The sequence below is a fragment of the Pseudomonas sp. CM27 genome, assembly GCF_013179515.1.
Taxonomy (GTDB): Bacteria; Pseudomonadota; Gammaproteobacteria; order Pseudomonadales; family Pseudomonadaceae; genus Aquipseudomonas.
Genome location: NZ_JABMCN010000307.1, coordinates 1 through 6,362 on the forward strand (window position 1 = coordinate 1; position 6,362 = coordinate 6,362).

General features: G+C 62.3%; 5 protein-coding genes. All 5 read left to right on the forward strand.

Features of this window, described 5'->3' with window-relative positions:
• The first annotated feature begins 117 nt into the window (after positions 1-117).
• The 5 genes from glaH to hemB all read left to right on the forward strand — a co-directional run bounded on the left by glaH (position 118) and on the right by hemB (position 6,197).
• Positions 118-1,095, forward strand: a complete 978-nt coding sequence (glaH, locus tag HP547_RS26315; RefSeq protein WP_172288338.1) for a glutarate dioxygenase GlaH — start codon at positions 118-120, stop codon at positions 1,093-1,095.
• 114 nt (positions 1,096-1,209) lie between these two features.
• Positions 1,210-2,472 carry an L-2-hydroxyglutarate oxidase gene (lhgO, locus tag HP547_RS26320; protein WP_172288340.1) on the forward strand — a complete coding sequence of 421 codons (1,263 nt, stop codon included), beginning with the start codon at positions 1,210-1,212 and terminating at the stop codon, positions 2,470-2,472.
• 142 nt (positions 2,473-2,614) lie between these two features.
• Positions 2,615-4,006 (forward strand): GABA permease, encoded by a 1,392-nt coding sequence (gene gabP / locus HP547_RS26325; protein ID WP_172288342.1) that lies wholly within the window; start codon positions 2,615-2,617, stop codon positions 4,004-4,006.
• Positions 4,007-4,093: 87 nt separating this feature from the next.
• Positions 4,094-4,987, forward strand: a complete 894-nt coding sequence (locus HP547_RS26330; RefSeq protein ID WP_172288344.1) for a PA4780 family RIO1-like protein kinase — start codon at positions 4,094-4,096, stop codon at positions 4,985-4,987.
• A gap of 235 nt (positions 4,988-5,222) precedes the next feature.
• Positions 5,223-6,197, forward strand: a complete 975-nt coding sequence (gene hemB, locus HP547_RS26335) for a porphobilinogen synthase (protein WP_172288346.1) — start codon at positions 5,223-5,225, stop codon at positions 6,195-6,197.
• The last annotated feature ends 165 nt before the right edge of the window (positions 6,198-6,362 follow it).

A 6,362-nucleotide genomic window follows, 5' to 3' on the forward strand; every position in this document is an offset into this window, starting at 1 on the left:
CGTAGTCGAATTATAAAAATGTAGACATTTTCAGTGAGTGGCGATATTTTTGCTTTGCCCGCACTGATCCAGGTCACCACCGGACGGCGCCTTCCACCTTTTTGCCAGGACCCTGCCATGAACGCTTTTACGCAAATCGAAGAACTTGTCATGCCGCTCCCGCTCGAACCGCGTGGTTACACACTGGCGCCTTCGAAACAGTCGCCGCGCCTGCTTGAACTGACCTTTGCCAGGGAAACAGTGGAAGCGTTCGTGCAGGCAGCCGCGCAATGGCCGGTCCAGGCGCTGGAGTACAAGTCGTTTCTGCGTTTTCGGCTGGGCGAAATCCTCGACGAGCTGTGCCACGGCACCTTGCGCCCGGTATTGCTGAACACCATCCTCGACCGCGCCAGTGGCGGCATGCTGATTACCCCACTGGGCCTGGATGACGTAAGCCAGGCCGAGGACATGGTCAAGTTCACCACTGCGTGTGCACACCTGATCGGCCGCTCCAACTACGACGCCATGAGCGGCCAGTTCTACGCGCGCTTCGTGGTGGTCAACAGCGACGATTCCGACAGCTACCTGCGCCAGCCACACCGGGTCATGGAGCTGCACAACGACGGCACCTTCGTGAACCAGATCACCGACTATGTGTTGATGCTGAAGATCGACGAAAGAAACATGGAAGGCGGCAACTCGCTGCTGCTGCACCTGGACGACTGGGAGCAGTGCGAGGAATTCTTCCGCCACCCGATGGCCCGCCGTGAAATGCGCTGGACCGCGCCACCGAGCAAGAAAGTGGCTGAGGATGTGTTCCATTCGGTATTCGACACCGATGGCGAAGGCCGCCCGACCATGCGCTACATTGACCAGTTCGTGCAGCCGGAAAACTACGAGGAAGGGATCTGGCTGAACGCCTTGTCCGAATCGCTGGAAGGCAGCGACAAGAAGGTGTCGGTACCGGTGGGGGTGGGCAGCTTCCTGCTGATCAACAACCTGTTCTGGCTGCATGGGCGCGACCGCTTCACCCCGCACGATGGCCTGCGCCGCGAACTGATGCGCCAGCGTGGATACGTCGCCTTCCCCAAACCGCTGTACCAGCGCGGGCAATGATGACAGGGCGCGGGGCGGGCGCCTGCCTGCGCGTCTTTGCACAACAATGATGCAGCCAGGGCCCGCGCGGGCCCTGGCCGGCAACCAGGCAATGCCTGCGTGTGAGGTAAGGCTGTGTACGACTTCATTATTATCGGTGGCGGCATCGTGGGCATGTCCACGGCCATGCACTTGATCAGGCTCTACCCGGACGCGAAGATCGTGCTGCTGGAGAAAGAGAGCGGCCCGGCCCGTCACCAGACCGGGCACAACAGCGGCGTGATCCACGCCGGCGTGTATTACACCCCCGGTAGCCTCAAGGCGCGCTTCTGCCTTGAAGGCAACAAGGCCACCAAGGCCTTCTGCACCCAGCACGGTATTCGCTTCGATGAGTGCGGCAAGCTGCTGGTGGCCACCAACGACCTGGAAATGCAGCGCATGAAGGCGCTGTGGGAGCGTACCGAGGCCAATGGCCTGGAGCGCTACTGGTTGTCGTCGGCCGAGTTGCGCGAGCGCGAGCCCAATATCGTGGGCATGGGCGGCATCTTCGTGCCCTCCAGCGGCATCGTCAATTACGCCGAAGTGACCGCTGCCATGGGCGTTGAATTCCAGCGTGCAGGCGGCGAAATTCGCTATGGCGCGGAAGTGGTGGGGCTGAAGGAGCTGGCCAGCGAAGTGATCGTGCACACTCAGGGCGCCAAGCCCGGCGATGAACTGCGTAGCCGCTTCCTGGTGACCTGCTCGGGCCTGATGGCCGACCGCGTGGTGAGCATGCTGGGCCTGCGCACCGAGTTCGTGATCTGCCCGTTCCGCGGCGAGTACTACCTGCTGCCCAAGCAGCACAACCAGATCGTCAACCACCTGATCTACCCGATTCCCGACCCGTCGATGCCGTTCCTGGGCGTGCACCTGACGCGCATGATCGACGGCACCGTCACCGTCGGCCCCAACGCCGTGCTGGCGATGAAACGTGAGGGCTATCGCAAGACCGACGTCAGCCCCGGCGACCTGTTCCAGACCCTGACTACCCCCGGCATCCTCAAGGTCCTGGCGAAAAACTTCCGGCCGGGGATGATCGAGATGAAGAACTCGCTGTTCAAGGGCGGGTACCTCAAGCAGGTGCAGAAGTACTGCCCTGGCATCACCAAGGCCGACCTCACGCCATATCCTGCCGGGGTGCGTGCCCAGGCGGTGTCGCGTGACGGCAAGCTGATCGATGACTTCCTGTTCGTCAACACTGCGCGCAGCGTCAACGTGTGCAACGCACCGTCGCCGGCTGCCACTTCGGCCATTCCGATTGGCGCCTACATCGTCGACAAGGTGCGCGAGCAAGTCAGCCTGCAAGGCGGCAACACACCCAAGGCAGACCTGGCCGCCAGCCAGCGGGCTGCCAGCTGATACACCGTTCTGCGGTTTCGTTTTACTCAACCCGAACTGCCCTACTCACCATTTAGGGCAGGGCGGGCTTTTTCGCGCCTGCGTCGGTCCCGTGCAGCCGGCGGCCCCTTCGCGGGCATGACAAAAATAACAAGGTAGCGCCATGCAAACCCACAAGAACAACTTGAGTCATGGATTGAAATCACGGCATGTCACCATGCTGTCCATCGCTGGCGTGATCGGTGCCGGCCTGTTTGTCGGCTCCGGCCGCGCGATTGCCGAAGCTGGGCCGGCAACCATTCTGGCCTATATCCTGGCCGGGGGCCTGGTGGTCCTGGTGATGCGCATGCTCGCGGAAATGGCGGTTGCGTCGCCGGACACCGGTTCGTTCTCCACCTATGCCGACCTCGCCATCGGCAAATGGGCGGGCTACACCATCGGTTGGCTGTACTGGTGGTTCTGGGTGCTGATCATCCCCATCGAAGCCAGTATCGCGGCCACCATCATCAACTCCTGGGTGCCGCAGTTCGAGATCTGGGTGTTGTCGCTGGTGATCACCTTGCTGCTGACTGCCACCAACCTGTTCAGCGTGAAGAACTACGGCGAGTTCGAGTTCTGGCTGGCGCTGGTGAAAGTGGTGGCCATCGTCGCCTTCATCGCGCTTGGCGTGTGCGCCATTTTCGGCCTGCTGCCAGGTTCCGGCGTCAGTGGTGTTTCGCGCCTGTGGGAACATGGTGGCTTCATGCCCAACGGCTTCGGTGCTGTGCTCAGCGCCATGCTGATTACCATGTTCTCGTTCCTCGGCGCCGAGGTGGTGACCATTGCTGCGGCCGAGTCCAACGAAGCAGGCAAGCATATTTCCAAGGCCACCAACTCGGTGATCTGGCGGATCACCCTGTTCTATGTCCTGTCGATCTTCATCGTCATTGCCCTGGTCCCCTGGACCGACCCGCGCCTGGCAGGTGAGGGCTCCTACTTTGCGGTGCTGGACACCCTCGGCGTGCCAAATGCCAAGGCCATCATCGACTTCGTGGTGCTGACCTCGGTCACCAGCTGCCTCAACTCGTCGTTGTACACCGCCTCGCGCATGGTCTACTCATTGAGCCGCCGCGGTGACGCCCCGGCCTGTGCCCAGGTCACCAGCCGCAGCGGCACGCCAGTGGTTGCGGTGCTGCTGTCCACGGGCGCCGCGTTCCTGGCGGTGATCGCCAATTACCTGGTCCCGGCCAAGGTGTTCGGCTTCCTGATGGCCAGCTCCGGCGCCATTGCCCTGCTGGTCTACCTGGTCATTGCCATTTCCCAGCTGCGCCTGCGCAAGCGCCTGACCGCCCAGGGCAAGACGCTGAGCTATCGCATGTGGCTGTTCCCGTGGCTGACCTGGGCGGTAATCCTGTTCATCAGTGGCGTGCTGGTGCTGATGCTGCTGCGCCCCGACCATCGTCTGGAAGTGGTGTCGACCATGGTACTGGCGGTGTTGGTGGTGTGTTCGGGGCTGCTGGTCACCCGCCGTCGGGCGCGTGCGCTGGCTGTTGGCGGCGTGGGGCAGGGCGCGTGATGCGCCTTGGTTGAAGACAGACGAGCAAGTCGCATCCGGCTGTGAGAGGATGTCCGCCATTACAGCCAGGACCCCGAACCCAGCCTGATGAAGACACCCAAAAGAATAGAGCCCCTGATCGAGGACGGCCTGGTCGACGAAGTACTGCGACCGTTGATGAGTGGCAAGGAAGCCGCTGTGTATGTGGTGCGTTGCGGCACCCAGGTGCGCTGCGCCAAGGTTTACAAAGAAGCCAACAAGCGCAGTTTCCGCCAGGCCGCCGAATACCAGGAAGGCCGCAAGGTGCGCAACAGCCGTCAGGCCCGGGCCATGGCCAAAAGCACCAAGTATGGTCGTAAAGAGGCCGAAGATGCCTGGCAGAACGCCGAAGTGGCGGCGCTGTTCCGTCTGGCCGGCGCCGGTGTGAGGGTGCCCAAGCCCTACGATTTCCAGGACGGCGTGTTGTTGATGGAGCTGGTGACCGATGCCGATGGCGATGCGGCCCCACGCCTGAACGATGTGCACCTGGAGGCCGAAGAGGCGCGTGAGTTCCATGCTTTCGTCATTCGCCAGATCGTGCTGATGCTGTGCGCCGGGCTGGTGCATGGCGACCTGTCCGAGTTCAACGTGTTGCTGGGCCCCGACGGGCCGGTGATCATCGACCTGCCGCAGGCGGTGGATGCAGCGGCCAACAACCATGCCTTCAGCATGCTGCAGCGCGATGTGGACAATATGGCCCACTATTTCGGGCGCTTTGCCCCGGAATTGAAAACCACCCGCTATGCGCAGGAAATGTGGGCGCTTTTCGAGGCCGGCAAGCTGCTGCCGGACAGCCTGCTGACAGGCGAGTTTGCAGACGATGAGCATGATGCCGACGTGGACGGGGTCATGCGCGAGATCGACGCGGCCCGGCTGGATGACGCCCGCCGCCGTGCGGCGCGGGCCGAAGCCGAGCATGGGCCGGCCAAGGCAGAAGAGCCGACGCCGCCCTGGTTGCAGTGATGTGTCACCTGGGCTGGCCTCTTCGCGGGTAGACCCGCTCCCACAGGGACTGCACATCCCCTCGAGACATGTGCAGCACCTGTGGGAGCGGGTTTACCCGCGAAGAGGCCATCGCAGGCAATCACCCACCCACGACACTCATGCCTTTGACGCAAGACAATATCTCGTCATTTAGCCTTTTCACGGGCTCAAGACAGGCATAAGGTATACGCCGTTCAAATTCCCTGGAGCTGTCATGTCCAACCAATTCCCGTCCGTTCGTCCGCGCCGCCTTCGCCAGAACGAGTCCCTGCGCACGATCTTCCAGGAAACCGAGTTTCGCCTTGAAGACCTGATCCTGCCGATCTTCGTCGAAGAAGGCATCGATGACTTCGTGCCGATCACCAGCATGCCGGGGGTCAACCGTATCCCGGAAAAACTGCTGGCCCAGGAAATCGAGCGCTACGCCCGTGCCGGCATCAAGTCGGTGATGACCTTTGGCGTGTCGCACAACCTGGACGCCACTGGCAGCGACACCTGGAACGAAAACGGCCTGGTGGCGCGCATGGCGCGCACCATCAAGGACACCGTGCCGGAAATGCTGGTGATGTCCGACACCTGCTTCTGCGAATACACCAGCCACGGCCACTGCGGCGTGCTGCACGACCACGGTGTGGACAACGACGCCACCTTGGCCAACCTGGGCAAGCAGGCGGTCATCGCCGCTGCGGCCGGTGCCGACTTCATCGCCCCCTCGGCCGCGATGGACGGGCAGGTGCAGGCTATCCGCAGCGCGCTGGACGGCGCAGGCTTCCACGACACGGCGATCATGGCGTACTCCACCAAGTTTGCCTCCTCGCTGTATGGCCCGTTCCGTGAAGCAGGTGGCACCGCGTTGAAGGGCGACCGCAAGAGCTACCAGATGAACCCGATGAACCGCCGCGAAGCGGTGCGTGAATCGCTGCTCGACGAGCAGGAAGGGGCGGACGTGCTGATGGTCAAGCCGGCCGGTGCCTATCTGGACGTGATCGCCGACATCCGCGCCGCTTCGCGCCTGCCGCTGGCGGCTTACCAGGTCAGTGGCGAGTATGCGATGATCAAGTTCGGCGGCCTGGCCGGCGCCATCGATGAAGGCCGGGTGGTGCGGGAAAGCATTGGTGCGATCAAGCGTGCCGGTGCCGACCTGATCCTGACCTACTTCGCCATGGACCTGGCCCGCGAAGGCATCTGAAGCCAGGACACCGGCAATACAAATCTATGGTCACCCCATTTTTTGCAATACTGATTAACGGATGAAATGGATGGCTTGCTTAAATCTATCCGGCGTCAAATTGGGGCAAGCCCCGCGCCACGATGAGAGCCGCGCCTGACGATCCTTAAAAGCCGCTCGGCTTCG